Annotated in this window: 26 protein-coding genes; 4 read left to right on the plus strand and 22 right to left on the minus strand. The window is 62.1% G+C overall.

Annotated features, from left to right (window positions below; translation table 11 throughout):
* The first annotated feature begins 106 nt into the window (after positions 1 to 106).
* Positions 107 to 1,408: an MFS transporter gene (locus B2X67_RS12700; protein ID WP_286785704.1), complete on the plus strand. Its 1,302-nt coding sequence runs from the start codon at positions 107 to 109 to the stop codon at positions 1,406 to 1,408.
* A 22-nt stretch (positions 1,409 to 1,430) separates the two neighbouring features.
* Here the strand turns inward: B2X67_RS12700 and B2X67_RS12705 are convergent, their stop codons facing one another.
* The 22 genes from B2X67_RS12705 to rpmH all read right to left on the minus strand — a co-directional run bounded on the left by B2X67_RS12705 (position 1,431) and on the right by rpmH (position 22,525).
* Entirely contained in the window at positions 1,431 to 2,333 is a 903-nt protein-coding gene (locus tag B2X67_RS12705; protein ID WP_286785705.1) for a LysR family transcriptional regulator, read from the minus strand.
* Positions 2,334 to 2,411: 78 nt separating this feature from the next.
* The gene (glmS, locus tag B2X67_RS12710) at positions 2,412 to 4,262 is read right to left on the minus strand and encodes a glutamine--fructose-6-phosphate transaminase (isomerizing) (RefSeq protein WP_286785706.1); all 1,851 of its coding nucleotides are present in this window, start codon (positions 4,260 to 4,262) and stop codon (positions 2,412 to 2,414) included.
* A gap of 11 nt (positions 4,263 to 4,273) precedes the next feature.
* Entirely contained in the window at positions 4,274 to 5,047 is a 774-nt protein-coding gene (locus tag B2X67_RS12715; protein WP_286785707.1) for a DeoR/GlpR family DNA-binding transcription regulator, read from the minus strand.
* Between the two features lie 113 nt (positions 5,048 to 5,160).
* Entirely contained in the window at positions 5,161 to 6,525 is a 1,365-nt protein-coding gene (gene glmU, locus B2X67_RS12720) for a bifunctional UDP-N-acetylglucosamine diphosphorylase/glucosamine-1-phosphate N-acetyltransferase GlmU (protein ID WP_286785708.1), read from the minus strand.
* Between the two features lie 132 nt (positions 6,526 to 6,657).
* Complete coding sequence (locus B2X67_RS12725) at positions 6,658 to 7,083, minus strand: F0F1 ATP synthase subunit epsilon (protein ID WP_273233891.1); 426 nt, start codon at positions 7,081 to 7,083, stop codon at positions 6,658 to 6,660.
* Positions 7,084 to 7,124: 41 nt separating this feature from the next.
* A complete protein-coding gene (atpD, locus tag B2X67_RS12730; protein WP_090231446.1) occupies positions 7,125 to 8,501 on the minus strand; it encodes a F0F1 ATP synthase subunit beta in 1,377 nt (458 codons plus the stop codon).
* A gap of 26 nt (positions 8,502 to 8,527) precedes the next feature.
* Positions 8,528 to 9,388, minus strand: a complete 861-nt coding sequence (gene atpG, locus B2X67_RS12735; protein WP_090231445.1) for a F0F1 ATP synthase subunit gamma — start codon at positions 9,386 to 9,388, stop codon at positions 8,528 to 8,530.
* A gap of 48 nt (positions 9,389 to 9,436) precedes the next feature.
* Entirely contained in the window at positions 9,437 to 10,981 is a 1,545-nt protein-coding gene (gene atpA / locus B2X67_RS12740) for a F0F1 ATP synthase subunit alpha (RefSeq protein ID WP_282339169.1), read from the minus strand.
* 21 nt (positions 10,982 to 11,002) lie between these two features.
* Positions 11,003 to 11,539, minus strand: coding sequence for a F0F1 ATP synthase subunit delta (locus tag B2X67_RS12745; protein WP_286785709.1), 537 nt, complete (start codon positions 11,537 to 11,539; stop codon positions 11,003 to 11,005).
* Positions 11,540 to 11,551: 12 nt separating this feature from the next.
* Positions 11,552 to 12,022, minus strand: coding sequence for a F0F1 ATP synthase subunit B (locus tag B2X67_RS12750; protein ID WP_090231442.1), 471 nt, complete (start codon positions 12,020 to 12,022; stop codon positions 11,552 to 11,554).
* Between the two features lie 59 nt (positions 12,023 to 12,081).
* Positions 12,082 to 12,339 (minus strand): F0F1 ATP synthase subunit C, encoded by a 258-nt coding sequence (atpE, locus tag B2X67_RS12755; RefSeq protein WP_003097235.1) that lies wholly within the window; start codon positions 12,337 to 12,339, stop codon positions 12,082 to 12,084.
* A 62-nt stretch (positions 12,340 to 12,401) separates the two neighbouring features.
* Complete coding sequence (atpB, locus tag B2X67_RS12760; RefSeq protein WP_090231441.1) at positions 12,402 to 13,271, minus strand: F0F1 ATP synthase subunit A; 870 nt, start codon at positions 13,269 to 13,271, stop codon at positions 12,402 to 12,404.
* 15 nt (positions 13,272 to 13,286) lie between these two features.
* Complete coding sequence (locus tag B2X67_RS12765) at positions 13,287 to 13,691, minus strand: F0F1 ATP synthase subunit I (RefSeq protein WP_090231440.1); 405 nt, start codon at positions 13,689 to 13,691, stop codon at positions 13,287 to 13,289.
* Positions 13,692 to 13,851: 160 nt separating this feature from the next.
* Positions 13,852 to 14,724 (minus strand): ParB/RepB/Spo0J family partition protein, encoded by an 873-nt coding sequence (locus B2X67_RS12770; protein ID WP_286785710.1) that lies wholly within the window; start codon positions 14,722 to 14,724, stop codon positions 13,852 to 13,854.
* A 9-nt stretch (positions 14,725 to 14,733) separates the two neighbouring features.
* The gene (locus tag B2X67_RS12775; RefSeq protein WP_286785711.1) at positions 14,734 to 15,537 is read right to left on the minus strand and encodes a ParA family protein; all 804 of its coding nucleotides are present in this window, start codon (positions 15,535 to 15,537) and stop codon (positions 14,734 to 14,736) included.
* Between the two features lie 18 nt (positions 15,538 to 15,555).
* Positions 15,556 to 16,203, minus strand: coding sequence for a 16S rRNA (guanine(527)-N(7))-methyltransferase RsmG (gene rsmG / locus B2X67_RS12780; RefSeq protein ID WP_286785763.1), 648 nt, complete (start codon positions 16,201 to 16,203; stop codon positions 15,556 to 15,558).
* A complete protein-coding gene (gene mnmG / locus B2X67_RS12785; protein ID WP_286785712.1) occupies positions 16,200 to 18,092 on the minus strand; it encodes a tRNA uridine-5-carboxymethylaminomethyl(34) synthesis enzyme MnmG in 1,893 nt (630 codons plus the stop codon). The genes rsmG and mnmG overlap by 4 nt, the downstream gene beginning before the upstream one ends.
* Before the next feature lie 463 nt (positions 18,093 to 18,555).
* Positions 18,556 to 19,923, minus strand: coding sequence for a tRNA uridine-5-carboxymethylaminomethyl(34) synthesis GTPase MnmE (gene mnmE / locus B2X67_RS12790; protein WP_282339164.1), 1,368 nt, complete (start codon positions 19,921 to 19,923; stop codon positions 18,556 to 18,558).
* Between the two features lie 69 nt (positions 19,924 to 19,992).
* Positions 19,993 to 21,732, minus strand: coding sequence for a membrane protein insertase YidC (gene yidC / locus B2X67_RS12795; protein ID WP_286785713.1), 1,740 nt, complete (start codon positions 21,730 to 21,732; stop codon positions 19,993 to 19,995).
* Positions 21,733 to 21,734: 2 nt separating this feature from the next.
* Positions 21,735 to 21,980, minus strand: coding sequence for a membrane protein insertion efficiency factor YidD (gene yidD / locus B2X67_RS12800; RefSeq protein WP_090231433.1), 246 nt, complete (start codon positions 21,978 to 21,980; stop codon positions 21,735 to 21,737).
* On the minus strand, positions 21,973 to 22,374 hold the full coding sequence (gene rnpA / locus B2X67_RS12805; protein ID WP_286785714.1) for a ribonuclease P protein component: 402 nt from the start codon (positions 22,372 to 22,374) through the stop codon (positions 21,973 to 21,975). The genes yidD and rnpA overlap by 8 nt, the downstream gene beginning before the upstream one ends.
* A 16-nt stretch (positions 22,375 to 22,390) precedes the next feature.
* Positions 22,391 to 22,525, minus strand: a complete 135-nt coding sequence (rpmH, locus tag B2X67_RS12810) for a 50S ribosomal protein L34 (protein ID WP_090231431.1) — start codon at positions 22,523 to 22,525, stop codon at positions 22,391 to 22,393.
* A 516-nt stretch (positions 22,526 to 23,041) separates the two neighbouring features.
* Between rpmH and dnaA the strand changes: the two genes are divergently transcribed.
* From dnaA to recF, 3 genes are read left to right on the plus strand one after another with little or no spacing between them, the layout of a single operon-like run.
* Positions 23,042 to 24,502, plus strand: a complete 1,461-nt coding sequence (gene dnaA, locus B2X67_RS12815; protein WP_286785715.1) for a chromosomal replication initiator protein DnaA — start codon at positions 23,042 to 23,044, stop codon at positions 24,500 to 24,502.
* A gap of 34 nt (positions 24,503 to 24,536) precedes the next feature.
* Positions 24,537 to 25,640, plus strand: coding sequence for a DNA polymerase III subunit beta (dnaN, locus tag B2X67_RS12820; protein ID WP_286785716.1), 1,104 nt, complete (start codon positions 24,537 to 24,539; stop codon positions 25,638 to 25,640).
* 6 nt (positions 25,641 to 25,646) lie between these two features.
* Positions 25,647 to 26,735, plus strand: a complete 1,089-nt coding sequence (gene recF, locus B2X67_RS12825) for a DNA replication/repair protein RecF (protein ID WP_286785717.1) — start codon at positions 25,647 to 25,649, stop codon at positions 26,733 to 26,735.
* Positions 26,736 to 26,737: the final 2 nt, after the last annotated feature.

The following is a 26,737-nucleotide window of genomic DNA, read 5'->3' on the forward strand; positions in this document are numbered from 1 at the left end:
TACATGCGAAATACGCACTTATCATTTCAAGATGTGTCAGCCAACATCGAGGATTCCAATAATCGTGCGCCCCCCTGCGCATGGACAAAAAGGCTGGAGAATACCCATGCAGGATTCGATGAAATCCGCGGCAACATCCGCGCGGGCAAAAATCGCCGCCGTATTCCGAGTCACTTCGGGCAACTTCCTCGAACAGTTCGACTTCTTTCTGTTCGGCTTCTACGCCAACCACATCGCCGCCGCGTTCTTCCCGTCATCCAGCGAATTCGCCTCGCTGATGATGACCTTTGCCGTGTTCGGCGCAGGCTTCCTCATGCGTCCCCTGGGCGCGGTGATCCTCGGCGCGTACATCGACGACGTCGGCCGCCGCAAGGGGCTGATCGTGACGCTCTCGATCATGGCTAGCGGCACCCTGCTGATCGTGATGGTGCCGGACTACTCCAGCATTGGCCTGGTGGCACCGCTGCTGGTGCTCATCGGCCGACTGCTTCAGGGCTTCTCGGCCGGTGCGGAACTGGGCGGGGTATCCGTGTATCTAGCCGAGATCGCTACGCCGGGGCGCAAGGGTTTCTATACCGCCTGGCAGTCGGGCAGCCAGCAGGTGGCGATCATCGTCGCCGCGGCGCTAGGTTACGCGCTGAACCAGGGAATGGCGGCCAGTGACGTGGCGGCCTGGGGCTGGCGCATTCCCTTCGCGATCGGCTGCATGATCGTGCCGTTCATCTTCCTGCTGCGCCGCAACCTGAAGGAAACCGAGGAATTCATCGCGCGCCGACACCGTCCGACGATGCGCGAGGTGTTCCGCACGCTGATGCAGAACTGGGTCACCGTGGTGGCCGGCATGCTGATGGTCGCGATGACCACCACCGCGTTCTACCTGATCACCGTCTACGCGCCGACCTTCGGCAAGAACGTGCTTGAGCTGAGCACGGCGGATGCCTTGCTGGTGACGCTGCTGGTGGGGGTGTCGAACTTCATCTGGCTGCCGATCGGCGGCGCGCTGTCCGATCGCATCGGGCGCAAACCGGTGCTGGTCGCCATGACCGTGATGGCCATCGTCAGTGCTTACCCGGCGCTGTCGTACCTGGCGCAGGCGGCGAGTTTCGCGCACATGCTCGAAGTGCTGCTGTGGCTGTCGTTCCTCTACGGCATGTACAACGGCGCGATGATTCCGGCGCTTACCGAAATCATGCCGGTGGAAGTCCGCGTAGCCGGTTTCTCCCTGGCCTACAGCCTGGCCACCGCTGTATTCGGTGGCTTCACCCCGGCGATCTCCACCGCGCTGATCCACGCCACCGGCGACAAGGCCGCGCCCGGCTACTGGATGACCTTCGCCGCCCTCTGCGCATTGCTGGCGACGCTGTACATGTATCGGCGCATCTCCGCGCAACCGCAGTTGGCGGTCTGAACGCGGGCCTGCCGGGTGGCAATCAGCCCGGCAGGCGCTTCATCTCCCGCACCAGGCGTTCCAGTTCCAGCGCGGCCGGTGTCAGCGAGTGCCCCCTGCGCTTGATCAGGCCGACATTGCGCAGCACCTCCGGCTCCACCAGCGGCACGCTCGCCAGCAAGGGGTGCCCGGCCATCGGCATGGCGATGGACGGCACCGCCGCCACGCCCAGCCCCGCCTCCACCAGACCGATCATGGTGGTCACATGGCGGGTTTCGCAGATCCCGGCCTTCTCCGGACGGACCTTGACCAGCGCCTGATCCAGCAGAAAACGGTTGCCCGAGCTCTTGCCAAGGGTGATGTAGTCCTGCCGGTACATCTCGTCCCAGCTCACCTGCGCCGCTTCCGCCAACGGATGGTCGCGACGACAGGCCATCACATAGCGTTCCTGCAGCAGCAGCTCGAAGGCGATGGCCGGATCCAGCGCGCCGGTGAAACTCAGGCCGAGATCCGCTTCGCCGCTGGCCACCGCGTCCTGTACCTCGCTGGCGCTGGCATCCAGCACGTGCACCTTGGTCCGTGGATACAGGCGGTGGTACTCGGTGACCACCTGCGGCATGAAGTAGTAGGCGGTGGACGGCACGCAGGCGATGGTGACGTTGGCCAGGCGGTTCGAAGCGACGCCGGTGATGCCGAGCAAGGCGACTTCCAGGTCATCCAGCAGGCGTTCGACATTCGGCATGAACGCGCGCCCGGCCATGGTCAGGCTGACCTTGCGGGTGGTCCGCTCGAACAGCTTCACGCCGAGCGCGGTTTCCAGCTTGTCGACGCGCCGGCTGAGCGCCGGCTGCGAGATGCGGATGGCCTCGGCGGCCTTGCGAAAGCTGCCCTTCTCGACCACCGCGCGAAAGGCCTGGAGATCATTGAGATCGAAGTTGATGTTCATAGAGCGCCAGAACGGTTCGGGGAGGCGGCGGCAGCCGGGCGGTGGAATCCGCCAATGCTGTCCGCACGCCTCCAGACTTCACTCCACGGTGACCGATTTCGCCAGGTTGCGCGGCTGGTCGACGTCGGTGCCCTTGAGCACGGCTACGTAGTAGGACAGCAGCTGCAGCGGCAAGGTATAGAGGATCGGCGCGAGGATGTCGTGAATGTGCGGCATGCTGACCACGTAGGTGCCTTCGCCGTTGTCGATACCGGCCTCGATGTCGGCGAACACCACCAGTTGGCCGCCGCGCGCGCGTACTTCCTGCAGGTTGGACTTGAGCTTCTCCACCAGCTCGTTGTTCGGCGCCACGGTGACCACCGGCATGTCGCTGTCCACCAGCGCCAGCGGGCCGTGCTTGAGTTCGCCGGCCGGGTAGGCTTCGGCGTGGATGTAGGAGATTTCCTTGAGCTTGAGCGCGCCCTCCATCGCCACCGGGTACTGCGCGCCGCGACCCAGGAACAGCGTGTGGTGCTTCTCGGCAAAGAGTTCGGCGACTTTCTCCACGGTCTTGTCCATGCCCAGCGCTTCGCCGAGGCGGGTCGGCAGGCGGCGCAGCTCGTCCACCAGCTCGGCCTCCACCGTCTTCGACAAGCCGCCGCGCACGCGCCCCAGCGCCAGGGTCAGCAGCAGCAGGGCGACCAGCTGTGTGGTGAACGCCTTGGTCGACGCCACGCCGATTTCCGGCCCGGCCTGGGTCAGCAGGGTCAGGTCGGATTCGCGCACCAGCGAACTGGTGCCGACGTTGCAGATCGCCAGGCTGGCCAGGTAGCCGCCGGCACCGGGGGCAAGCTGCTTGGCGTTGCGCAGCGCAGCCAGGGTGTCGGCGGTTTCGCCGGACTGCGAAATGCTGACGAACAGGGTGTCCGGCTGCACCACCACCTTGCGGTAACGGAACTCGCTGGCGACTTCGATCTGGCAGGGAATCCCGGCCAGTTCCTCGAGCCAGTATCGGGCGACCATGCCAGCGTGATAGCTGGTGCCGCAGGCGACGATCTGCACGTTGCGCACCTGGGCGAACAGCGCCTCGGCCTGCGGGCCGAAGGCCTCGACCAGCACGTGGTCGAGACCCAGGCGACCTTCCAGCGTGCGCTGCACGACCTTGGGCTGCTCGTGGATTTCCTTGAGCATGAAGTGCCGGTAGGCGCCCTTGTCGGCGGCTTCCGCGCCTTCGTGGTACTGCACCTGGTCGCGCTGCACCGGCTGGCCGTCGAGATCCCAGATCTGCACGGAATCGCGGCGGATCTCGGCGATGTCGCCCTCCTCCAGGTACATGAAGCGGTCGGTCACCTGGCGCAGCGCCAACTGGTCGGAAGCGAGGAAGTTCTCGCCCAGACCCAGGCCGATCACCAGCGGGCTGCCGCTGCGGGTGGCCAGCAGGCGGTCCGGCTGCCTGGCGCTGATCACGGCCAGGCCGTAGGCGCCGTGCAGCTCCTTCACCGTCGCCTTGAGCGCATCGGCCAGGTCGCCCAGCGCGTCCAGGTGATGGTGCAACAGGTGCACGATGACTTCGGTGTCGGTCTCGGAGGTGAAGAGGTAGCCCATGTCCTTGAGACGCGCACGCAGCGGCTCGTGGTTCTCGATGATGCCGTTGTGCACCAGCGCCAGGTCGTTGCCGGAAAAATGCGGGTGCGCGTTGCGCTCGCTGGGCACGCCGTGGGTGGCCCAGCGGGTGTGGGCGATGCCCAGCCGGCCATTCAGTGGAGCTGTGGCCAGGGCCTGCTCCAGTTCGCTGACCTTGCCCGGCCGGCGCACGCGCTGCAATGTGCCGTCGCCGTCGAGCAGGGCCACGCCGGCGCTGTCGTAACCGCGGTATTCCAGGCGTTTGAGGCCCTCGACGAGGACCGGCAGGATATTGCGTTCGGCGACGGCGCCAACGATGCCACACATATGTTTCTCTCCTATTTGTCGCTGGCGGCGGCGAGGATCAGCCGTACGCCAAGGGATTCGATGCGATCACCCGCCTCGGCGGTGAGGCGCGTGTCGGTGATCAGGGTATGCACGCTGCTCCAGGGCAGCTCGAGGTTCGGCATGCGCCGGCCGATCTTGTCGGACTCGACCATCACGATCACCTCGCGGGCGACCTCGGCCATCACCCGCGACAAGCCCAGCAACTCGTTGAAGGTGGTGGTGCCGCGCTCCAGGTCGATGCCATCGGCGCCGATGAACAGCTGGTCGAAATCATAGGAACGCAGCACCTGTTCGGCGACCTGGCCCTGGAAGGATTCGGAGTGCGGGTCCCAGGTGCCGCCGGTCATTAGCAGGACCGGTTCGTGCTCCAGTTCGCGCAGGGCGTTGGCCACGTTCAGCGAATTGGTCATCACCACGAGGCCCGGCTGACGCCCGAGCGCACCGATCATCGCCGCCGTCGTGCTGCCGCTGTCGATGATGATGCGTGCATGCTCACGCAGGCAGGCGACCGCGGCGCGGGCAATCGCGCGCTTGTAGGGTGATACCGGCTGCGCATCGTCGGCGATCAGTTCCTGCGGCACCGGCACCGCGCCGCCGTAGCGACGCAGCAGCAGGCCATTCTTCTCCAGCGCCGTGAGGTCCTTGCGGATGGTCACTTCGGACGTCGAGAAGCCTTTGGCCAACTCGTCCACGCTGACTTCTCCCGACTCGGCGAGCATAGCCAGGATGGCGTGACGACGTTGCGGCGTGTTGCGCTTCGACATACTTAAGTTTCGATTCGAAATTAAAGTTGTCGAATCAAAACCTAACGAAGCTTTCACGTCAACCACAGAAACGAAAAAGGCGGCCCAGGGCCGCCTTCTCATCATCGATCACGCTACTTCTTCACCTTCACCGGCCGCTTCCAGCCTTCGATGTTGCGCTGCTTGGCGCGCCCGACGGCCAGCGTATTTGCCGGCACGTCCTGGGTGACCACCGACCCGGCACCCGTGGTGGCGCCGTCGCCGAGGCTCACCGGAGCGACCAGTGCGCTGTTGGAACCGACGAATACATCCTCACCCATCCGCGTGCGTGACTTGTTGGCACCGTCGTAGTTGCAGGTGATGGTGCCAGCGCCGATGTTGCTGCGCGCACCGATCTCGGCATCGCCGAGGTAGCTCAGATGGCCGGCCTTGGCGCCCTCCCCCATGACGGCATTCTTCAGTTCGACGAAGTTGCCTACATGGGCCTTCGCACCCAGCACGCTGCCCGGACGCAGCCGCGCGAACGGGCCGCAATCCGCGCCCTCGCCCAGTTCGGCGCCATCCAGATGGCTGTTGGCCTTGACGATCGCTCCCTTGCGCAGCGTGCTGTTGCGGATCACGCAGTTCGGTCCGATCTCCACGCCCTCCTCGATCAGCACGCGGCCTTCGAGAATCACGTTGATATCGATGAGCACGTCGCGGCCGACACTGACGTCTCCGCGCACATCGAAACGCGCCGGATCACGCAACGTCACGCCCTCGGCCATCAGGCGACGTGCCGCACGCTGCTGGTAATGACGTTCCAGTTCGGCCAGCTGGATGCGGTCGTTGGCGCCCTGCACCTCCATCGCGTCCAGCGGCTGTTCGGTGGCGACGGTGAGCCCGTCGGCGACCGCCATGGCGATCACGTCGGTCAGGTAGTACTCGCCCTGCGCGTTGCTGTTGGACAGCCGGCTCAGCCAGCCGCCGAGGCGTTTGCCGGGCACCGCGAGGATCCCGGTATTGCCTTCCCTGATCGCGCGCTGCTCGGGCGTTGCGTCCTTGTGCTCGACGATGGCGCTCACCGCCCCCACGGCGTCACGGACGATGCGCCCGTAGCCGGTCGGGTCGCCGAGCTCCACGGTAAGCAGCGCCAGATTTTGGTCATCCACCTTCTGCAACAGGCGCTGCAGGGTGCCGACTTCGATCAGCGGGACGTCGCCATAGAGGATGAGCACGCGCTTGGCGGACAGCGCCGGCGCCGCCTGGGCCACGGCGTGGCCGGTGCCGAGCTGTTCACGCTGCATGACGAAACTGAGGTCGTCCGCGGCGAGCCGCTCGCGCACCGCATCCGCGCCGTGCCCGATGACCACGTGGATGCCCTGCGGCTGCAACTGGCGCGCGCTGTCGATGACATGCCCGAGCATCGGTTTGCCGGCTACCGGGTGCAGCACCTTGGGCAGTGCCGAACGCATGCGCGTACCTTGGCCGGCGGCGAGAATCACGACTTCAAGGGACATGCAGGGACCTCCGGGAGCAAAGGGAAACGGCGCGACCTTAAGACAGCCAGATCATGCCGGCAACAGCGTTCGGAAAAGACGCAAACAAAAAGGGGTAGCCGAAGCTACCCCTGATTGTCGAAACGGATTCACTCAGCGTTTGGCTCTGGCGCGCAACTGCTGGATGGTCCGCAACTGGGCGGCGGCTTCGGCGAGCTGGGCCGAAGCCGAGCCGTAGTCGAACTCCGCGCTCTTATCGTTCAGAGCCTGCTCGGCGGCCTTGACGGCCTCCTGGGCGGACGCTTCGTCGAGGTCGCCAGCGCGCTGCACGGTGTCGGCAAGAACCTTGACCATGTTCGGCTGGACTTCGAGAAAACCGCCGGAGATGTAGAACACCTCCTCTTCGCCGCCCTGCTTGACCAGACGGATCGGACCCGGCTTCAGGTCGGTGATCAAGGGTGCGTGGCCCGGCGAAATACCCAGGTCACCCAGGTTGCCGTGCGCAATCACCATTTCCACCAGACCGGTGAAGATTTCGCCTTCCGCGCTGACGATATCGCAATGGACTGACATAGCCATTAGGTAGCCTCGCGTGGGCGCCCGTCACCGGGCGCTCCCGATTACAGTTTCTTGGCTTTCTCGATGACTTCTTCGATGCCACCAACCATGTAGAACGCTTGTTCCGGCAGGTGATCGTAGTCGCCGTTGAGGATCCCTTTGAAACCAGCGATGGTGTCCTTCAGGGAAACGTACTTGCCCGGCGAGCCGGTGAAGACTTCGGCCACGAAGAACGGCTGGGACAGGAAACGCTGGATCTTACGAGCGCGGGATACCAGTTGCTTGTCGGCTTCGGACAGCTCGTCCATGCCGAGGATAGCGATGATGTCCTTCAGCTCCTTGTAGCGTTGCAGGACGTACTGCACGCCACGAGCGGTCTCGTAGTGCTCGGCACCGATCACGTTCGGGTCCAGCTGACGCGAGGTGGAGTCGAGCGGATCGACCGCCGGGTAGATACCGAGCGAAGCGATGTCGCGGGACAGAACCACGGTGGCGTCAAGGTGGGCGAAGGTGGTCGCCGGCGACGGGTCGGTCAGGTCATCCGCAGGAACGTAGACGGCCTGGATCGAGGTGATCGAACCCGACTTGGTGGAAGTGATGCGTTCCTGCAGAACGCCCATTTCCTCGGCCAGGGTCGGCTGGTAACCCACTGCGGACGGCATACGGCCGAGCAGTGCGGACACTTCGGTACCGGCCAGGGTGTAACGGTAGATGTTGTCGACGAACAGCAGAACGTCGCGACCTTCGTCACGGAACTTCTCGGCCATGGTCAGGCCGGTCAGCGCCACGCGCAGACGGTTGCCCGGCGGCTCGTTCATCTGGCCATAGACCAGGGCAACTTTGTCGAGAACGTTGGAGTCCTTCATCTCGTGGTAGAAGTCGTTCCCTTCACGGGTACGCTCGCCCACACCGGCGAACACGGAGTAACCGCTGTGCTCGATGGCGATGTTACGGATCAGCTCCATCATGTTGACGGTCTTGCCGACACCGGCGCCGCCGAACAGACCGACCTTGCCGCCCTTGGCGAACGGGCAGACCAGGTCGATGACCTTGATGCCGGTTTCCAGCAGCTCGTTGCCGCCAGCCTGCTCCGCGTAAGACGGCGCAGCGCGGTGGATGCCCCAGCGCTCTTCTTCGCCGATCGGGCCCGCTTCGTCGATCGGGTTGCCGAGGACGTCCATGATCCTTCCCAGGGTTTTCACCCCGACCGGAACCTGGATGCCAGCACCGGTGCTGGCGACGTCGAGACCGCGCTTGAGGCCTTCGGTCGAACCCATGGCGATGGTACGGACGATGCCGTCGCCCAGCTGCTGCTGGACTTCCAGGGTGGTTTCCGCGCCTTGTACCTTCAGCGCGTCATAGATGTTCGGGACCTGATCGCGCGGGAATTCCACGTCGATGACGGCGCCGATGATTTGAACGATACGTCCGCTACTCATCTTTGGTTCCTCTGAATTTTGAACCGTTAAACCGCGGCAGCGCCGCCGACGATTTCCGAGATTTCCTGAGTGATCGCTGCCTGACGCGCCTTGTTGTAGATCAGCTGCAATTCGCTGATCAGATCACCGGCGTTGTCGGTGGCGTTCTTCATCGCAATCATCCGCGCGGCCTGCTCGGCCGCATTGTTCTCGACCACCGCCTGGTAGACCTGCGACTCCACATAGCGCACCAGCAGGCCTTCCAGCAGCTGCTTGGCATCGGGTTCGTAGAGATAGTCCCAGTGGTGCTTCAATTCCTGACTATCCTCGGCGACCAGCGGAATCAACTGTTCCACGGTCGGCTTCTGGGTCATGGTGTTGACGAACTTGTTGGAGACCACGTACAGCCGGTCGATACGGCCTTCGAGGTAGGCATCCAGCATGACCTTGACGCTGCCGATCAAGTCGTTGATCGAAGGCGCTTCGCCCAGGTTGCTGATCGCCGCTACCACGTTGCCGCCGTAGCTACGGAAGAACGACGCACCCTTGCCCCCGATCACCGCCAGATCGATCTCCGCGCTTTTCTCGCGCTGGGCGCTCATGTCCTTGACCAGTGCTTTGAACAGGTTGGTGTTCAAGCCGCCGGCAAGACCACGGTCGGAGGTGACGACGATATAGCCGACACGCTTGACCTCACGCTCGATCATGAACGGGTGCAGGTATTCCGGATTGGCGTTGGCCAGATGGCCGATCACCTGCCGAATGCGCTCGGCATAAGGACGGCTGGCAGCCATGCGCTGTTGTGCTCTGCGCATCTTGCTGACCGCCACCTTTTCCATGGCGCTGGTGATCTTTTGCGTGCTTTTGATGCTCGCAATCTTGCTGCGAATCTCTTTTGCGCCTGCCATTTCACACCTATGGGGTTAGCAGGCGGGGCCTTTCGACCCCGCTGCGGCTTACCAGGTTTGGGTGGCCTTGAACTTCTCGATGCCGGCTTTGATGCCTTTATCGATTTCGTCGTTGAAGTCACCCTTCTCGTTGATCTTCGCCATCAGATCGGCGTGATCACGGTTGAAGTAGGCAATCAGCGCAGCTTCGAAGCTACCGATCTTGGCCAGCTCGACGTCGGTCAGGAAACCGCGCTCGGCGGCATACAGCGACAGCGACATTTCGGCGATGGACATCGGCGCGTACTGCTTCTGCTTCATCAGCTCGGTAACGCGCTGACCATGCTCGAGCTGCTTGCGAGTGGCTTCGTCCAGGTCGGAAGCGAACTGGGCGAAAGCCGCCAGTTCACGGTACTGCGCCAACGCGGTACGAATACCACCGGAAAGCTTCTTGACGATCTTGGTCTGAGCAGCGCCACCCACGCGGGATACCGAGATACCGGCGTTGACAGCCGGACGGATACCCGAGTTGAACATCGCCGATTCAAGGAAGATCTGGCCGTCGGTGATCGAAATCACGTTGGTCGGAACGAACGCGGAAACGTCGCCGGCCTGGGTTTCGATGATTGGCAGCGCGGTCAGCGAACCGGTCTTGCCAGTCACGGCGCCATTGGTGAACTTCTCGACGTACTCTTCGGAAACGCGGGAAGCACGCTCCAGCAGACGGCTGTGGAGATAGAACACGTCGCCCGGGTAGGCTTCGCGGCCCGGCGGACGGCGCAGCAGCAGGGAGATCTGGCGATAGGCGACAGCCTGCTTGGACAGATCGTCATAAACGATCAGGGCGTCTTCGCCGCGGTCACGGAAGTACTCGCCCATGGTGCAGCCGGCGTAGGGAGCCAGGAACTGCAGCGCTGCGGATTCCGAAGCACTCGCCGCCACCACGATGGTGTTGGCCAGGGCGCCGTTCTCTTCCAGCTTGCGTACAACGTTGGCGATGGTCGACTGCTTCTGACCGATGGCGACGTAGACGCAGCGGATGCCGCTGTTCTTCTGGTTGATGATGGCGTCGATGGCCAGAGCGGTCTTGCCGATCTGACGGTCACCGATGATCAGCTCGCGCTGGCCACGGCCTACCGGGATCATCGCATCGACCGATTTGTAGCCGGTCTGTACCGGCTGGTCGACCGACTTACGCCAGATCACGCCCGGCGCGACCTTCTCAACCGCGTCGGTAGCGACGTTGTTGAGCGGGCCTTTGCCATCGATCGGGTTACCCAGGGCATCGACCACACGACCCAGCAGTTCCGGACCGACCGGAACCTCGAGGATGCGGCCGGTGCACTTGGCACTCATGCCTTCTTGCAGGCCGAGGTAGCTACCCAGAACGACGGCGCCGACGGAGTCTTGTTCCAGGTTCAGCGCCATACCGTAGACGCCACCGGGGAACTCGATCATCTCGCCGTACATAACGTCGGCCAGGCCGTAGATGCGCACGATACCGTCGGAAACGCTGACGATGGTGCCTTCGTTACGGGCTTGGGAAGAGACGTCGAGTTTCTCGATACGCCCCTTGATGATTTCACTTATTTCGGAAGGATTGAGTTGCTGCATTGCTCTGCTGCCCCTTCAAACTCAGGATTTCAACGCTTCGGCCAGTTTCGCGAGCTTGCCGCGAACCGAGCCATCGATAACCAGGTCGCCTGCGCGGATCACGACACCACCGATGAGGCTGGCGTCTTCCGCAGCGTGCAATCGCACTTCCCGGCTGAGCCGAGCGCTGAGAACCTTGGCGAGTTTGTCTTGCTGTTCGGCGCTCAATGCGAAGGCACTGGTCACGTCCACATCGACCGATTTCTCCTGCTCGGCCTTGTACAGCTCGAACAGTTCGGCGATTTCCGGCAACAGCGCGAGGCGCTCGTTTTCGGCGATGATATGGATGAAGTTCTGTACCTGAGCATCGAACTTGTCGCCGCACACCTCGACGAAGGTGGCGGCCTTTTCTGTACTGGTCAGACGCGGAGCCTTGAGCACGCTCTGCATGCGCGCGTCTTGCGACACTGCTGCAGCCAGGCCGAGCATGGCCGACCAGGCGGCCAGCTGCTGATGGGCCTGGGCGTGCTCGAAAGCAGCCTTGGCATAAGGTCGGGCCAGCGTGGTCAATTCTGCCATGATCGCCCTCGCTTAGATTTCGGCAGCCAGTTTATCAACCAGCTCCGCATGCGCGTTTCGATCGATTGTGGCACCCAGGATCTTCTCGGCACCGCCGACGGCCAGGCTACCCAGTTGGGCACGCAGCGCGTCCTTGACACCGTTAATTTCCTGCTCGATCTCGGCCTGAGCCTGAGCCTTGACGCGCTCAGCTTCGACACGGGCCTGATCACGGGCTTCGTCGACGATCTGGGTCGCGCGCTTCTTGGCTTGCTCGATGATCTCGGCTGCCTGAGTCTTCGCTTCGCGCAGTTGCTCGCCCACTTTCTCTTGGGCCAGCTCCAGGTCGCGAGTCGCACGATTGGCAGCGTCCAGACCTTCTGCGATCTTCTTCTGGCGTTCGCGCAAAGCCGTGATGACCGGAGGCCACACGAACTTCATGCAGAACAGCACGAAGATGAAGAACGCAACGGACTGGCCAATCAGGGTTGCATTAATGTTCACGCCAACACCTCGCTCGTTCGTTGTCCATCAAACCGGTTCACTCGAATGAAGACGAGTGATCAGCCGGCGATTTGACCAACGAAGGGGTTCGCGAAGGTGAAGAACAGAGCGATACCAACGCCGATCATGGTCACGGCGTCGAGCAGGCCGGCGACGATGAACATCTTGACTTGCAGCATCGGGACCATTTCCGGTTGACGCGCAGCGCCTTCCAGGAATTTGCCACCCAGCAGACCGAAACCAATGGCGGTACCCAGGGCACCCAGGCCAATCAGCAGTGCAACGGCAATAGCGGTAAGACCAACTACAGTTTCCATTTTTCCTCCGACTCTTATGTCGACTTGGTTAGGGGTTTTAGATGAAGCGGTAAAGCGAACAATCAGTGGTTATCTTCGTGCGCCATCGAAAGGTAGACGATCGTCAGCATCATGAAGATGAACGCTTGCAGGGTGATGATCAGGATGTGGAAAACCGCCCACGCCCACTGCAGCACCACACCCAGGCCACTCAGCCAAAGCAGACCGCTGCCGAACATCACGGCGATCAGGATGAATACCAGCTCGCCGGCATACATGTTGCCGAACAACCGCAGGGCCAGCGAAATCGGCTTGGCCACCAGGGTTACGAATTCGAGCAGGAAGTTGACCGGGATGAGGATGACCTGCACCGCGATGTTCTTGCTGCTGAAAGGATGTAGGGTCAGTTCACCAATGAAGCCGCCGATGCCCTTGACCTTGATGCTGTAGAAAATGATCAGCGCGAACACCGACAGAGCCATGCCCAGGGTAGCGTTCGGGTCGGTAGTAGGAACCGCACGGAAGAAGATGTGCTCGTTACCGGAGATCGCCATCGCCGCATGAGGGATCCAGTCGACCGGGATCAGGTCGATGGCGTTCATCAGGAAGATCCAGACGAAGATCGTCAGGGCCAGAGGAGCGATCAGCGGGTTGCGGCCGTGGAAGGTGTCCTTGACGCTGCCGTCGACGAACTCGACCAACACCTCGACGAAGTTCTGCAGGGCACCCGGCTGACCGGAGGTTGCCTTGCTGGCAGCCATGCGGAATAGCAGAACGAAGATCACACCCAGCGCAACCGACCAGCCCAGGGTATCCAGGTGGAATGCCCAGAAGCCCATTTCCTTGGCTTCCTGAGCGGTGTGGGCAAGACCCCAGTCACCGCTCGGCAGCCGCCCGAAGGTCAGGTTCTGCAGGTGGTGCTGAATGTAGCCCGAAGCGTTTTCTGCTGCCATGTTTGCCTCAACGCGTTAATTCGTAAGTCGTTTTCTCATCAGCAGGGGAGAAAACCAGCCGACCGTCTGGGTCAGCAGGAACACACCGAATACGGCCAGCGGCTCCAGTGGTTTCACACCTGCGAACGTCAGCGCAAAGAGCACCGCCGTCAGAATCAGTTTTCCGGCCTCGCCGGCGTAGAACGACCGGACGATGGCTTGTGCGGCCCGCGCCCCGCTGAAGCGGAACGCCTTGTGAGCGAAATACAGATTGGGTAGCCATACGATCAGACCACCGCAGAGTCCCGAGTAACCGGCTACCGATCCTCGCGAAAGCCACAGTAACGAAGCGGCGATCAGCAGCAGGACCAGTTGGGCGATCAACACCGGAAAAACCGGCAGGCGATGGAGGGGCAGGCGTTGTGGCGTGCGGGCATCCATCGCAAACGTCCTCTGGAAGGTCGGCGTCCGTTAAATCAACGACTTGGCATATTTCATGCCGACCAAAATGCGCGCAGAGTATAGGGGCGCTTCCCTACCCGTTCAACTGCCGGGTAGTGATTTCCGACTACCCGCTACACGTCATGCATAAGCATTTGTTTCAGCGGATATGCGCCAGTACGCCCTGCAATTCATCCAGCGAGTTGTAGCGGATTACCAACTGACCTTTGCCCTTCTGTCCGTGCTTGATCTGCACGGGAGAGCCCAGCCGCTCTGCGAGGCGCTGTTCCAGACGGCTGATGTCCGGATCGGCTTTGGGCTTCTCGGTGGCCTGTGGTTTGTCGCTCAGCCACTGCCTCACCAGAGCCTCGGTCTGACGGACCGTCAGACCTCGTGCGACAACATGTCGCGCAGCTTCCAGCTGGCGGTCGGCCGGCAATCCGAGCAATGCCCGGGCGTGCCCCATTTCCAGATCGCCATGGGCGAGCAGGGTCTTGATCTCTTCCGGCAGGGCGATCAGGCGCAACAGGTTGGTCACGGTGACCCGCGATTTGCCCACGGCCTCGGCGACCTGCTGCTGGGTCAGCTGGAATTCCTGCTGCAGGCGCTGCAGGGCGAAGGCTTCCTCGATCGGATTGAGGTCCTCGCGCTGGATGTTCTCGATCAGCGCCATCGCCACCGCGGCCTCGTCGCTGACGTCGCGCACCATCGCCGGGATCTTTTCCAGATTGGCCTGCTGGCTGGCACGCCAGCGACGCTCGCCGGCAATGATTTCGTAATGACCACCGTCGATGGCACGCACCACGATCGGCTGCATCACGCCCTGGGCCTTGATCGATTGCGCCAGTTCTTCCAGTGCGGCGGGGTCCATGTCGCGGCGCGGCTGATACTTGCCGCGCTGAATCAGGTCGAGCGGGAGGTAATGCAGCTCGCGGTTTTCCACCTGGGCGGCTTCTTCCTGCATGGCGGCGATGCTGGTTCCGCCCAGCAGGGCGTCCAGTCCGCGTCCGAGACCTCGTTTCTTGATGGCCATGCCAGTTCCTTATGCTTGTGTGGCGGGCGCCACTGCGGTGCGTCCGGCGCTCCGCTGACGGCGTGCCAGCTCGCCGGCCAGCGCCAGGTAGGCCAGGGCGCCACGCGATTGCTTGTCGTAGACCAGCGCCGGCATCCCGAAGCTGGGCGCCTCGGCGAGACGGACGTTGCGCGGGATCACAGTGTCGTAAAGCGTGTCGCCGAAATGCTCCTTGAGCTGGGCGGACACGTCGTTGGTCAGACTGATGCGCGGGTCGTACATGGTGCGCAGCAAGCCTTCGATCTTCAGTGTCGGATTGAGCATCTTGCCGATGCGCTGGATCGAGTTGATCAGGTCGGTCAGCCCTTCCAGCGCGTAGTACTCGCACTGCATGGGGATGATCACGCCATCTGCGGCGACCAGGGCGTTGACGGTGAGCATCGACAGCGACGGGGGGCAGTCGATGAGGATGTAGTCGTAGTTCTCGCGGACCGGGGCCAACGCCTCGCGCAGGCGATTCTCCTTGGCCGGCATGTCCAGCAGAGCCACTTCGGCGGCCGTCAGGTCGCGGTTGGCCGGCAGCAGCTGGTAACCGCCGTGCTCGGAGAACTGCATGGCTTCGACCAGGCTGCATTCGCCGATCAGCACGTCGTAGATCGAATGTTCGAGACCGAGCTTGTCCACGCCGCTGCCGGTGGTGGCATTGCCCTGCGGATCGAGGTCGATGAGCAGCACCCGGCGCTTGGTGGCCACCAGCGAGGCCGCCAGGTTGATGCAGGTCGTGGTCTTGGCGACACCGCCTTTCTGGTTGGCGATGGCGAGAACTTTAGCCATTGTCGGTGTCGGTCCGGGTCATGAGGAGCGGCGCAGTATCAGCAGATGGCGCTGGCCTTGGCAACCGGGAACCTTGAGCACGTGGGTCGCGGCGAGGCGGAAGTCGTCCGGCAGCGCCTGCAGCTCGTCATCGGGATGCACGCCTTTCATCGCCAGCCAGCAGGTCGATGCATCGCCCAGATGGCGCGTCCAGTTGGCGAAATCGTCCAGGGCGCTGAAGGCGCGCGAGCAGATGCCGTCGAACGGCCGCTCGGGCGTGAACGCCTCGACGCGACCATGCACCACATCTAGGTTGCTCAGGCCGAGCTCGAGTTTTACCTGGGTGAGGAAGCGGGTCTTCTTGCCGTTGGAGTCGAGCAGGGTGAAATGGCGTTCGGGAAACAGGATCGCCAGTGGAATGCCGGGCATGCCGCCGCCGCTGCCGACGTCCAGCCAGCGCTCTCCAGCGTCGGCCACGAAGGGCACCACGCTGAGGCTGTCGAGCAGATGACGCGAGACCATCTCGTCAGGGTTGCGCACCGCCGTCAGGTTGTAGGCCTTGTTCCACTTGATGAGCAGCGCGAGGTAACCGAGCAGGCGGCGTTGCTGCGACGCGTCGAGCGCCAGACCGAGTTGCTCGGCGCCCCGGGAAAGCTCCAGCGCCTGATGATCGGTGACCGCCATCAGGCGCTCTGTTCCAGCTGGCGGCCAGCGCCGCGCTTCTTCAGATGGATCATCAGCAGCGACACGGCCGCCGGCGTGACGCCGGGAATACGCGAGGCCTGGCCGAGGGTTTCCGGGCGGGCCTGGCCGAGCTTGTGCTGGATTTCCTTGGACAGCCCGGAAATCCCGGCGTAGTCGAGGTCGTCGGGCAGGCGGATGTTCTCGCTGGCACGCAGGCGGGCAATTTCTTCCTGCTGGCGATCAATGTAGCCGGCGTACTTGGTACGGATCTCTATCTGCTCGGCGACCTGCGGATCGCCTACGCCTTCGCCGGTGATCTCGATCAGCCCGGCATAGTCGATTTCCGGGCGGCTGAGCAGGTTGAGCAGGTTGTATTCGTGGGCGAGCGGTGTCCCGAAGCGCGCGGCGACGGCGTCACCCTGCGGGGTGTTCGGCCGGACCCAGGCGCTTTTCAGGCGCTGTTCTTCCTGCTCGATCGCCACGCGCTTGGTGCAGAACGCGGCCCAGCGCGCGTCGTCGATCAATCCCAGTTCGCGGCCCTTCTCGGTGAGGCGCAGATCGGCATTGTCCTCGCGCAGGATCAGCCGGTACTCGGCGCGCGACGTGAACATGCGGTACGGCTCCTGGGTGCCAAGGGTGATCAGGTCGTCGACCAGCACGCCGATGTAGGCCTCGTCGCGACGCGGGCACCAGGCGTCCTTGCCCTGCGCACGCAGCGCGGCGTTGGCACCGGCGAGCAGGCCCTGGGCACCGGCTTCTTCGTAGCCCGTGGTGCCATTGATCTGGCCGGCGAAGAACAGCCCGCCAATGACCTTTGTCTCCAGGCTGTACTTGAGATCGCGCGGATCGAAATAGTCGTACTCGATGGCGTAGCCGGGACGCACGATGTGCGCGTTTTCCATCCCGCGGATGCTCTGCACGATCTGCAACTGCACGTCGAAGGGCAGCGAGGTGGAGATGCCGTTCGGATACAGCTCGTGGGTGGTCAGGCCTTCGGGCTCGAGGAACACCTGGTGGCTGTCCTTGTCGGCGAAGCGATGGATCTTGTCCTCGATCGACGGGCAGTAGCGCGGGCCGATCCCTTCGATGACGCCCGAATACATCGGCGAACGATCCAGGTTGGCGGCGATGATCTCGTGGGTGCGCGCATTGGTATGGGTGATCCAGCAGCTGACCTGCGTCGGGTGCTGTTCCTTCGAACCGAGGAACGACATCACCGGAACCGGTGTATCGCCAGGCTGCTCGGTCATCACCGAGAAATCCACCGAGCGACCGTCGATGCGTGGTGGCGTGCCGGTCTTCAGCCGACCGACGCGCAATGGCAATTCACGCAGGCGCTTGGCCAGGGCGATCGACGGCGGGTCGCCGGCGCGGCCGCCGGAATAGTTCTGTAGGCCAATGTGGATAAGTCCGCCCAGGAATGTGCCGGTGGTCAGCACCACGGACTCGGCGAAGAAACGCAAGCCCATCTGGGTGACCACGCCCCTGACCTGCTCGTTCTCGACGATCAGGTCGTCGCAGGCCTGCTGGAATATCCACAGGTTGGGCTGGTTTTCCAGCACCTCACGCACCGCGGCCTTGTACAGGATTCGGTCGGCCTGGGCGCGCGTGGCGCGCACCGCAGGGCCCTTACGGCTATTGAGCACACGGAACTGGATTCCACCCTTGTCCGTTGCCTGCGCCATCACGCCGCCGAGGGCGTCGATTTCCTTCACCAGATGGCTCTTGCCGATCCCGCCGATGGCCGGGTTGCAGCTCATCTGGCCGAGGGTTTCGACGTTATGGGTCAGCAGCAGGGTTTTCACCCCCATGCGGGCAGCAGCCAGCGCTGCTTCGGTACCGGCATGGCCGCCACCGATGACGATCACGTCGAAACGGGAAGGGTAATCCACCACGCACCTCGTGCCTGTTGAGATTGGGAAATCAGGGAGCCGGCAAGTATAGGGAGTTAGGTCGGCTGAATGAAGCCTTTTGCACAAAATTTAGCCAATCGGTTCACCCTGAGAAGGGAGTGGCTCCTGAGTCCGGCTAACAAGAATAAATAGAGATGAATTTATAAAGCTTGTTTTCTATGTTTATTCTTACTGCAACCATTTTCTGTGGATAACGTGATACAAGCCACGCCAATCCTGATGTACAGCGTTCGTGAGACTTGTGCCCTAGCTGCGTGAAAGCAGGGGTTAGGCTGATCGTAACCTGTGTATTAAGTCATCAGTTATGCACAGGTGAGTTTATCCTCCGCGTTGGAGACGCGTTACCTACAGGGCACAGTCAGGGTTATCCACAAAGCTCAATGACCGAAAAATGGATGGCCGAATGCCGTCCCGACCCGCGAGACCGCAACCCTTCCGGGGGCTACTTGCCGATGCAGAAGCTGGAGAAGATCCGACCGAGGAGGTCGTCGGAGCTGAACGCGCCGGTGATTTCGCCGAGTGCCTGCTGCGCCAGGCGCAGGTCTTCCGCCAGGAGCTCGCCGGCGCCTGCCAGGGTCAACTGGGCGCGTCCATGTTCGAGATGGCTGGACGCCTGGCGCAGTGCCTCGAGGTGACGCCGGCGGGCGCTGAAGCTGCCCTCGGACAGCTGCTGGTAGCCCATGCAGGCCTTCAGGTGTTCGCGCAGCAGTTCGAGGCCGTCGCTGGAGCGCGCGGACAAGACGATGCTGACGTGACCATCCTCGGCGACCGACAGTTCGGTGGGCTCGCCGGAAAGATCGGCCTTGTTGCGGATCAATGTGACCTTGTCCGCCGCCGGGCGCACGTCGAAGAACTCCGGCCAGAGTGCGAACGGATCGCGCGCTTCCGGCGTGCTCGCATCCACCACCAGCAGCACACGATCGGCCTCGCTGATCGCCTTCACCGCGCGTTCGACGCCGATCTTCTCGACCTGGTCGTCCGTAGCGCGCAGGCCGGCGGTGTCGATCACGTGCAGCGGCATGCCATCGATGTGGATATGTTCGCGCAGCACGTCGCGCGTGGTGCCGGCGATGTCGCTGACGATCGCCGTCTCGCGGCCTGCGAGGGCGTTGAGCAGGCTCGACTTTCCGGCGTTGGGTCGGCCGGCGATGACCACGTTCATGCCGTCGCGCAGCAACGCGCCCTGGCTGGCTTCCCGGACGACCTGCTGCAGGTGTTCGCGCACGGCATCGAGTCGCCGCAGTACGTGGCCATCGGCGAGGAAGTCGATTTCTTCCTCCGGGAAGTCGATTGCCGCTTCGACGTAGATGCGCAGCTGGATCAGGCTCTCGGTCAGGCCGTGCACACGTTTCGAGAACTCGCCCTGCAGCGAACGCAACGCGTTACGTGCCGCCTGTTCGGAGCTTGCCTCGATCAGGTCGGCAATCGCCTCGGCCTGCGCCAGATCGAGTTTGTCATTGAGGAAGGCGCGCTCGCTGAACTCGCCCGGGCGTGCTTGGCGGGCGCCCAGTTCGAGGCAGCGCCTGAGCAGCAGGTCGAGGATCACCGGGCCGCCGTGGCCCTGGAGTTCGAGTACGTCTTCGCCGGTAAACGAATTCGGCCCCGGAAAAAACAGCAGCAGGCCTTCGTCGATGACCTGGCCCGCTTCGGCGAGGAACGGACCGTAATGCGCATGCCGTGGCCGCGGTTCACGGCCGGACAGCGCGACCGCCATTAGCCGCGCCTGCGTACCCGACACCCGCACGATACCCACGCCGCCGCGTCCGGGTGCGGTGGCGACGGCGGCGATGGTTTCGCGGGGTGTGGACATCGGGGCTCTCCAGATAGCAAGACGCCCCATAAATGGGGCGTCTCGTTCAACAGGTGCGCGCGGCGTGAATCAGACTTCTGCCTTCTTCGTGCGTGCTTCGATCTGGCGGGTAATGTACCACTGCTGTGCGATGGACAGGCAGTTGTTGACCACCCAGTACAGCACCAGACCGGCCGGGAACCAGAGGAAGAAGAAGGTGAAGATGATCGGCATCAGCTTCATCACCTTGGCCTGCATCGGGTCCGGCGGCGTCGGGTTCAGCTGCTGCTGAATGAACATGGTCGCGCCCATGATGATCGGCAGGATGAAGAACGGATCCTTGATCGACAGGTCGGTGATCCAGAACATCCACGGCGCCTGGCGCATCTCTACGCTTTCCAGCAGCGTCCAGTAGAGCGCGAGGAACACCGGCATCTGCACCACGATCGGCAGGCAGCCGCCGAGCGGGTTGATCTTCTCCTTCTTGTACAGCTCCATCATCGCCTGGGACATCTTCTGGCGATCGTCACCGAACTGTTCTTTCAGTGCGGCCATCTTCGGCGAGACGGCACGCATGCGCGCCATCGAACGGTAGCTGGCGGCAGACAGCGGGAAGAACGCCATCTTGATGATGATGGTCAGGACGATGATCGACCAACCCCAGTTTCCGAGGAGGCTGTGGATATGTTGCAGCAACCAGAAGATCGGTTGTGCGAGGAACCACAGTACGCCGTAGTCGACCGTCAGCTCGAGACCGTGCGACAACTCGCCGAGGTACTTCTGGATCTTCGGACCGGCATAGAGGATCGCACTAGTCTCTGCCTTGGCGCCGGGGGCGACGGTTACGGTTGGACCGGTGAAGCCGATGATGTAGTTGCCCTGGGCGTCCTTGCGGGTCTGCACCACGTTGGTGGTGTCTTTCGCCGGCACCCAGGCGGTGACGAAGTAATGCTGCAGCCAGGCAACCCAGCCGCCCTGCACGGTTTCCTTCAGCGGGGCCTTGTCGATGTCCTTCATTTTCACCTTGGTGTAAGGCGAATCAGGTTTCCACATTGCCGCGCCGAGGTAGGTGGCCGTGCCGGTGGCCGTGGTCGAGGACGGGTCGCCGCTGGCGTCACGCTTGAGCTGGGCGAACAGGTTACCGTTCCAGGTAGCGCCGCTCTGGTTGTCGATTAGGTAGCGCACTTCGACCTGATAGGCGGACGGGTCCACGCAGCCCGGCTTCTTCAGCTGCTGCTCCTTGGGCGAGCAAGAGGCATCGAGCCCGCGCTTGAAGGTGAAGCGCTTGATGTAGTTGACCCCGGCATCGCTGTAGGTCAGGTCGACCACCAGTTGATTCTGACCTTCGGCCAATTCGTAGCTGCGCTGCGCGCTGTTGAACAGCGGGCGTCCGGAGCTGCGGGCATCCGGGCCGTTGGCGCCGGTCAGGCCGCTCTGCGCCAGGTAGGTCAGTTCGCCGCCGTTGTCGAACAACTGGAACGGCACATCGGGACGGTCCTGACGACGCGGATACTGCGGCAGGCTGAGCTGGACGATATCCCCCCCACGCGGATCGATCGCCAGGTCGAGAACGTCGGTCTTCACCCGGATGAGCGCGTTGCTGACTGCGCTCGGCGCGATTTGCGCTTCGCCTTCGGCCGTCGCGCTGGGCACGTCATCACTGGTGGCAGTGGCACTGGGAGCGTCGGGCAGCGCCTGGTTGGAGCTCTGCGCAACAGGGTTCTGCGTCGGCGGTAATGCGGCCTGCCCATAATCCTGGTTCCATTGCAGGACCATCAGGTAGGACACGATCGCAAGGGCGACGATCAGGATCGAGCGTTTGATATCCATGATTACTCGGCCATCGAAGGGGATCGGGAGGGTTTCGCTGCGGGAACCGGATCGTAACCGCCGGGATTCCAGGGATGACAACGGCCAAGCCGGCGCATGGCCAGCCAGCCGCCACGCATCACGCCGTGCTGCTCGATGGCGTCATGGGCGTAGCAGGAACAGCTGGGGTAGAAGCGACAGTGGCTGGCCATCATCGGGCTGATGGCGTAGCGGTAGAACTGGATCGATGCGAGGGCCAGTTTACGCATGACGACTGTCGGTGACCTCAGGTTCGGCTTGGGTGTGCAGGCGAGGTCGATTGCGCGCGAGGCGTTTCCAGAGCTTGCCGAACTGCAGAACCAGTTCGCTATTGTCCAGGTCGCCAAGGCCCTTGCGCGCGACGATCACGATGTCCCAGCCGACCAGGCTGTCCTGATTCAGGCGGAACGATTCGCGGATCTGACGTTTCAGGCGATTGCGTTCAACGGAGAGCTTGACGCTCTTCTTGCCGATCACCAAACCCAAGCGGGAATGATCAAGATCGTTGTCGCGCGCGAGTAGCAGGACATTCCTGCCGGGGACCTTGCCGGTGGGGGAGTCGAATACGCTCTTGAATTGTCGGGGTGTAAGCAGGCGCTTTTCCCGACTGAAGTCTCGACTCACCACCCGTGCCGGATTATTAGACGGTCAGACGCTTGCGGCCCTTGGCGCGGCGACGCGACAGGACTTGACGACCGTTCTTGGTGGCCATGCGGGCACGGAAACCGTGGACACGAGCGCGCTTGATGGTGCTGGGCTGGAAGGTGCGTTTCATGATGCTTCTACCTGGTGCTCACTACGGGCCGGGAGTGGCCCCCGTTTAAGAGACCGGCAATTCTAGTGAAACCGAACGGACAGGTCAATTTCCAACCAACGCTTTCGTTGCAGAGAAATATAAAGAGAAGAATAGATAAGCTCTTTGGTGAATATGACTACTAATGGTGAGCCTGTTTTCTGTGGAAAAAGCAGTGAAGGCCGGACCAGCTGCTGCCTGCAGCGGATTACAACACTGTGATGAAAACGTGCTGCGGATGTGCCCGACCTGTGCAGAGGCTCTGGACAAGTGGGCGAGTTTTCCACAGGTAAGGTTAACGACAGGTTTTCCCACGGGTTCTTACATATGTTATTGGCACTTCACCCACAGTGAAACGCGTGGATTTCTGCCTGTCCATGATTTTCGTGTACGACGTCTCTAACCATTTCCCCACGTCGGGCAATGTGGATAACTGCCCGCCAGCCCCGTACAATGCCTGCTGTTTTTTCGTCGCTTTTTCACTCTGTGGGGTCGTCTGTGTCCGTTGAACTTTGGCAGCAATGCGTGGAAATACTTCGCGACGAGCTGCCGGCCCAGCAATTCAACACCTGGATACGGCCACTGCAGGTCGAGGCAGAAGGCGAGGAGTTACGCGTCTATGCGCCGAACCGGTTCGTTCTGGACTGGGTCAACGAGAAGTACCTCGGACGGCTGCTCGAACTCCTCGGGGAGCGCGGCGCGGGAGTCGCACCGGCACTGTCCCTTCTTATCGGCAGCAAGCGCAGCGCGGCTTCGCGCCCGGCGCCTAACGCGCCCCTTTCGGCGGCCGTCGCGCCGCCGCCCGAGCCCGTTCAGCAGGCCAGCCAGGTAGCGGATGTCGTTTCGGCGCCGATCTACGCCCCTGAGCCTGTGGCGAGCAACTCGGCCCCTGCGGTTCGTACCGAGCGGACGGTGCAGGTAGAGGGCGCGCTCAAGCACACCAGTTACCTGAACCGGACCTTCACCTTCGAGAATTTCGTGGAAGGCAAGTCCAACCAGCTGGCACGAGCAGCGGCGTGGCAGGTAGCCGACAACCCCAAGCACGGCTACAACCCGTTGTTCCTTTATGGCGGCGTCGGTCTGGGCAAGACTCACCTGATGCATGCGGTCGGCAACCATTTGCTGAAGAAGAACCCGAACGCCAAGGTGGTCTACCTGCATTCGGAGCGTTTCGTCGCGGACATGGTCAAGGCACTGCAGCTGAACGCGATCAACGAGTTCAAGCGTTTCTACCGCTCCGTCGACGCGCTGCTCATCGACGACATCCAGTTCTTCGCCAAGAAAGAACGTTCCCAGGAGGAATTCTTCCATACTTTCAATGCCTTACTTGAAGGCGGCCAGCAGGTTATCCTCACCAGTGACCGCTATCCGAAGGAGATAGACGGGCTTGAGGAGCGCCTGAAGTCGCGTTTCGGCTGGGGGCTGACGGTAGCCGTCGAGCCACCGGAGCTGGAAACGCGCGTGGCCATCCTGATGAAGAAGGCCGACCAGGCGAAGGTCGAGCTGCCGCACGATGCAGCATTCTTCATCGCTCAACGGATTCGCTCGAATGTTCGTGAACTCGAAGGCGCGCTGAAGCGTGTCATCGCTCACGCCCACTTCATGGGGCGTGATATCACCATCGAGCTGATCCGCGAGTCGCTGAAGGATCTGCTGGCCTTGCAGGACAAGCTGGTCAGCATCGAAAACATCCAGCGCACCGCGGCCGATTACTACCAGATCAAGATCGCCGACATGCTGTCGAAGCGGCGTTCCCGATCGGTCGCCAGGCCCCGTCAGGTGGCGATGGCACTGTCCAAGGAACTGACCAACCACAGCCTGCCGGAAATCGGCAATGCATTCGGCGGTCGCGATCACACCACAGTGCTGCATGCCTGTCGTAAGATTGCTGAACTGAGGGAATCCGACGCGGACATCCGCGAGGACTACAAGAATCTGCTGCGCACATTGACTACCTGATCCACACGCAGCCTACGAGGCAAGGGAACGGACCATGCACTTCACTATTCAGCGCGAAGCCCTGTTGAAACCCCTGCAACTGGTTGGCGGCGTCGTGGAACGTCGGCAGACCCTGCCGGTTCTTTCCAACGTCCTGCTGGTCGTGGAGGGACAGAATCTTTCCCTTACCGGCACCGACCTGGAAGTCGAACTGGTCGGTCGCGTTGCCCTGGAAGACATCGCCGAGGCCGGCGAAATCACTGTTCCCGCACGCAAGCTGATGGATATCTGTAAGAGCCTTCCCAGCGACGCGCTGATCGACGTGCGGCTGGATGAACAGAAATTGGTCGTCAAGGCGGGCCGCAGCCGCTTCACCTTGTCCACCTTGCCGGCCAATGACTTCCCGACAGTCGAGGAAGGTCCGGGCTCGCTGAACTTCACCTTGCCGCAGGCGAAGCTGCGTCGGCTCATTGAGCGCACCAGCTTCGCCATGGCGCAGCAGGATGTGCGGTACTACCTGAACGGGATGCTGCTGGAAGTCAGCGCCAACGTGCTTCGTGCGGTCGCCACTGACGGCCACCGACTGGCCATGTGTTCGATGACGGCCGGCATCGAACAGGCGGACCGTCACCAGGTGATCGTTCCCCGCAAAGGTATTCTGGAGTTGGCCCGCCTGTTGACCGAGCAGGATGGCGAGGTTGCGATCGTGCTGGGCCAGCACCATATTCGCGCTACCACGGGTGATTTTACCTTCACCTCGAAACTCGTCGACGGCAAATTTCCCGACTACGAGCGCGTGCTGCCCAAAGGCGGCGACAAACTGGTAGTGGGCGACCGGCAGGTCCTGCGCGAGGCTTTTAGCCGCACCGCGATTCTCTCCAACGAAAAATACCGGGGCATCCGACTCCTACTGACGAGTGGCACACTGAAGATTCAGGCCAACAATCCCGAGCAGGAAGAAGCGGAAGAAGAAGTAGCCGTCGACTACACGGGTGCCGGCCTCGAGATTGGCTTCAACGTCAGCTATCTGCTGGACGTGCTGGGCGTGATGACTACCGATCAGGTGCGTTTGATTCTTTCCGATTCCAATAGCAGTGCGCTGGTGCAGGAAGCTGAAAACGACGAGTCTGCCTATGTCGTCATGCCGATGCGCCTGTAACGCTCAATGTCCTTAAGCCGCGTCACTGTCACCGCGGTGCGCAATTTGCACCCGGTGACGCTCTCCCCTTCCCCCCGCATCAACATCCTCCATGGCGCGAACGGCAGCGGCAAGACCAGCCTGCTAGAGGCCATCCATTTACTGGGCCTGGCCCGCTCATTTCGCAGCAGTCGACTGCAGCCGGTTATTCAGTATGAACATCCCGCCTGCACGGTGTTCGGGCAAGTGCTGCTGCCTGATGGAACCAGCAATCTGGGAATCAGTCGTGATCGCCAGGGCGAATTGCAGATTCGTATTGATGGGCAGAATGTCCGAAGTGCGTCCCAACTTGCCGAGACCTTGCCGCTTCAGCTAATCAATCCCGATAGCTTTCGTTTGCTGGAAGGCGCTCCAAAGATCCGTCGACAGTTTCTAGATTGGGGAGTGTTCCACGTGGAACCTCGCTTTCTGGGAGCCTGGCAGCGGCTTCAGAAGGCATTGCGGCAACGGAACTCCTGGTTGCGCCATGGTACACTTGACGGTGCTTTACAGGCCTCGTGGGACCGTGAGCTGTATCTGGCCAGCGACGAAATTGATGGCTATCGGCGCGCCTATATTCAGGCGTTGAAACCCGAGTTCGAGGCGACGCTGTGCGAGCTGGTGGATCTCCAGGGGTTGACCCTCAGTTATTTTCGGGGATGGGATAAAGAGCGTTCTCTTGAGGAAGTGCTTTCCACCTCGTTATCCCGTGACCAGCAGATCGGCCATACGCAGTCGGGACCTCAACGTGCTGATTTGAGGCTTAGGTTGGGCGCTCATAGCGCGGCCGATATCCTGTCCCGAGGCCAGCAGAAATTGGTCGTCTGCGCACTGCGGATTGCCCAAGGGCATCTCGTTAACCAAACCAAGCGCGGCCAATGTATCTATCTGGTGGACGATTTGCCGTCCGAGCTGGATGAGCACCACCGACGCGCATTGTGTCGGCTGTTGGAAGATTTGCACTGTCAGGTGTTCATCACCTGCGTGGATCATGAATTATTGAAAGATGGCTGGCACGCGGATACGCCGGTCGCCATGTTCCACGTGGAACATGGCCGAATCACACCTTCGGAGTGAAG

Origin of the sequence: Pseudomonas sp. UBA3153 (genome assembly GCF_002364635.1) — a bacterium.
GTDB classification, from domain to species: Bacteria; Pseudomonadota; Gammaproteobacteria; order Pseudomonadales; family Pseudomonadaceae; genus Pseudomonas_O; species Pseudomonas_O kuykendallii.

Bases quoted from the DNA above. Each gene is read 5' to 3' on its own strand.
- B2X67_RS12700 (WP_286785704.1), top strand. From the start codon at position 107: ATGCAGGATTCGATGAAATCCGCGGCAACATCCGCGCGGGCAAAAATC.
- B2X67_RS12705 (WP_286785705.1), bottom strand. From the start codon at position 2,333: ATGAACATCAACTTCGATCTCAATGATCTCCAGGCCTTTCGCGCGGTG.
- glmS (WP_286785706.1), bottom strand. From the start codon at position 4,262: ATGTGTGGCATCGTTGGCGCCGTCGCCGAACGCAATATCCTGCCGGTC.
- B2X67_RS12715 (WP_286785707.1), bottom strand. From the start codon at position 5,047: ATGTCGAAGCGCAACACGCCGCAACGTCGTCACGCCATCCTGGCTATG.
- glmU (WP_286785708.1), bottom strand. From the start codon at position 6,525: ATGTCCCTTGAAGTCGTGATTCTCGCCGCCGGCCAAGGTACGCGCATG.
- B2X67_RS12725 (WP_273233891.1), bottom strand. From the start codon at position 7,083: ATGGCTATGTCAGTCCATTGCGATATCGTCAGCGCGGAAGGCGAAATC.
- atpD (WP_090231446.1), bottom strand. From the start codon at position 8,501: ATGAGTAGCGGACGTATCGTTCAAATCATCGGCGCCGTCATCGACGTG.
- atpG (WP_090231445.1), bottom strand. From the start codon at position 9,388: ATGGCAGGCGCAAAAGAGATTCGCAGCAAGATTGCGAGCATCAAAAGC.
- atpA (WP_282339169.1), bottom strand. From the start codon at position 10,981: ATGCAGCAACTCAATCCTTCCGAAATAAGTGAAATCATCAAGGGGCGT.
- B2X67_RS12745 (WP_286785709.1), bottom strand. From the start codon at position 11,539: ATGGCAGAATTGACCACGCTGGCCCGACCTTATGCCAAGGCTGCTTTC.
- atpE (WP_003097235.1), bottom strand. From the start codon at position 12,339: ATGGAAACTGTAGTTGGTCTTACCGCTATTGCCGTTGCACTGCTGATT.
- atpB (WP_090231441.1), bottom strand. From the start codon at position 13,271: ATGGCAGCAGAAAACGCTTCGGGCTACATTCAGCACCACCTGCAGAAC.
- B2X67_RS12765 (WP_090231440.1), bottom strand. From the start codon at position 13,691: ATGGATGCCCGCACGCCACAACGCCTGCCCCTCCATCGCCTGCCGGTT.
- B2X67_RS12770 (WP_286785710.1), bottom strand. From the start codon at position 14,724: ATGGCCATCAAGAAACGAGGTCTCGGACGCGGACTGGACGCCCTGCTG.
- B2X67_RS12775 (WP_286785711.1), bottom strand. From the start codon at position 15,537: ATGGCTAAAGTTCTCGCCATCGCCAACCAGAAAGGCGGTGTCGCCAAG.
- mnmE (WP_282339164.1), bottom strand. From the start codon at position 19,923: ATGTCCACACCCCGCGAAACCATCGCCGCCGTCGCCACCGCACCCGGA.
- yidC (WP_286785713.1), bottom strand. From the start codon at position 21,732: ATGGATATCAAACGCTCGATCCTGATCGTCGCCCTTGCGATCGTGTCC.
- yidD (WP_090231433.1), bottom strand. From the start codon at position 21,980: ATGCGTAAACTGGCCCTCGCATCGATCCAGTTCTACCGCTACGCCATC.
- rpmH (WP_090231431.1), bottom strand. From the start codon at position 22,525: ATGAAACGCACCTTCCAGCCCAGCACCATCAAGCGCGCTCGTGTCCAC.
- dnaN (WP_286785716.1), top strand. From the start codon at position 24,537: ATGCACTTCACTATTCAGCGCGAAGCCCTGTTGAAACCCCTGCAACTG.
- recF (WP_286785717.1), top strand. From the start codon at position 25,647: ATGTCCTTAAGCCGCGTCACTGTCACCGCGGTGCGCAATTTGCACCCG.